2 protein-coding genes are annotated in these 2,130 nt (G+C 67.2%); both read right to left on the bottom strand.

Features of this window, described 5'->3' with window-relative positions; translation table 11 throughout:
* Positions 1 to 62: 62 nt before the first annotated feature.
* On the bottom strand, positions 63 to 857 hold the full coding sequence (gene istB, locus JNB61_RS19825; RefSeq protein WP_220292987.1) for an IS21-like element helper ATPase IstB: 795 nt from the start codon (positions 855 to 857) through the stop codon (positions 63 to 65).
* A complete protein-coding gene (gene istA / locus JNB61_RS19830) occupies positions 857 to 2,065 on the bottom strand; it encodes an IS21 family transposase (protein WP_220292985.1) in 1,209 nt (402 codons plus the stop codon). The genes istB and istA overlap by 1 nt, the downstream gene beginning before the upstream one ends.
* Positions 2,066 to 2,130: the final 65 nt, after the last annotated feature.

The raw sequence follows: 2,130 nt of genomic DNA on the forward strand, positions 1-2,130 counted from the left end.
TGTCGGCGGCGCTGCAGAACTGGTCGATTCCGGCGCTTGAAAAGTGAACGGTTGCGGGCAGTCTAGTCAGGGGTTTCGGCGGTGGTGGTGCGGATGCTTGGGAGGCTGTCGATCCCTCGACCGCGGAGCCGGTAGCTGGCGCCTTTGAGGGTGAGCACGTCGGCGTGGTGGACGATCCGGTCGATCATCGCGGCGGCGACGGCCTGGTCCCCGAAGACACCGCCCCAGCCGGAGAACGGCAGGTTCGAGGTGAGGATCAGCGACGCATGTTCATAGCGGCTCGATACGAGCTGAAAGAACAGATTCGCGGCGTCCTGCTCGAACGGCAGGTAGCCGACCTCGTCGACGATGATCAGCCCGTATCGCCGCAGCCTCGCGAGCTCCTTCGGGAGCATGCCTTGCCGGTGCGCGTCGGTGAGCCGAGTGACCCAGTCCGTGGCGGTGGCGAACAGCACCCGATGCCCGTGGCGGGCGGCAACGATGCCCAGCGCGGTCGCGAGGTGCGTCTTTCCCGTTCCGGGCGGACCGAGCAGCACCACGTTCTGCGCTTCCAGCAGGAACCCGCCGGAAGCGAGAGCGGCGACCTGCTGCCGGACGGCCGGTTGCGCATCCCAGTCGAAGTCCTCCAACGTCTTCCGCGCCGGGAACCCCGCGGCCTTGATCCGCAGCTCTGCGCCCGACGCGTTGCGCGCCGAGACCTCGCGTTCGAGCACGGCAGCGAGATAGTCCTCGAACGACCAGCCGGCATCCCGCGCCTGGTCAGCGAGTCGGGCCGCGGCTTCGGTGATCCGTGGCGCTTTCAACGCGCCGGAGAGATAGGTGATCTGCTTCGCGGCGTCTGTCGTCTTCGTGACCATCAGCTCAACCCGCCATCGATGAGCCCGAACGCCCGGTCGTAGTCCGCCAGATCCCTGGAAAGATCATCACCGACAGCGGCTCGAGGCTGCTGGAACTCGCGGCGAAGCACCGCCGCCATCTCCACATGGGCGGGATCGGTGACCACTCGGCCACGTGCCCAGAGCCGAGGATGGTCGGCCACGATCCGCCCATCGCAGCGCACCCGGACTCGATCCAAGTCCGCGGTGACATCAACGATCCGACCGATCACGTGCGGATCGACGGAGTAATCGTTGGTGTCAATCCGGACGTAGTAGTCCCGGCCCAACCGGAGCCGATTGCGCCAGCCCAGATGCAACGGGATCGGCGGCAACGGCAGCATGGCCACCCGATCTGCATCGAGTCTGTCGACCGGGGCGACGCCAGTGGTGCGCACCACCCGGGCATTCGCGCGACCCAGCCAGTCGGTGAACTGGGCGTTGAAGTCCGCCGGCGAGGTGAACGACCGGCCCGGCATGAACGAGGTCTCGAACCAGCCGTTGCGGCGCTCCACCACCCCTTTCGATTCCGGATCTCTCGGCGGCAGCAGCACCAGCTTCGTCGCCAGCGTCCCCATGAACGCCGCGACCCCATCCGCGCGCCGCTGCCCGCGACCGATGCCGGGCTCGTTGTCCCACAGCAGCCGCCGCGGCACCCGCCCCAGCTGCTGGATCAGCTCCCACGACCCCAGCAGCAGGTCCTCGGTCTTGCGAGTCGGGATCATCCGCCCCGTGATGAACCTGGAGTGCGCGGGTGTGATCACCAGCACTGGCAGCAGCTTCGAGGTGCCGTCCTCGAGTGGGATCTTCCGCGGCGGGAACCACAGATCACACTGCGCCGCATCACCCGGTTCCCACACGAGCCGGTCCGCTGGATCGATCCGCTGCTGCTCGGGCCGCAGCCGTTTCACGTTGTCGCGGAACCACCGAATCGACCCCGTCCAGCCAACCCGCTCCGCGAGCACCGTCGCCGGCATGTCCGGCGCCTCGACCAGCAGCTCCCGCACCCGCGCCTCGAACACGGTAAACGACGTCGGACGCGGTGTTCGCTCATACCTGGGCGGCGAGTCGGAGTTCACCGCCTTGATCACCGTCGTCCGTGAGATCCCCAGCCTCCCCGCGATCCGCGCCTTCGGAACGCCCTCCGCAGCCAACCGGCGGATTAGTGCCCAGTCCTCCAAAGTGATCACTCTCCAATCGTTGAGTGTTCACTTTTCGGCGCCGCAAGTGTTCAGTTTTCGAGCGCCGCCGACAC

Source organism: Microbacterium ureisolvens (genome assembly GCF_019511645.1).
GTDB lineage: Bacteria > Actinomycetota > Actinomycetes > Actinomycetales > Microbacteriaceae > Microbacterium > Microbacterium ureisolvens_A.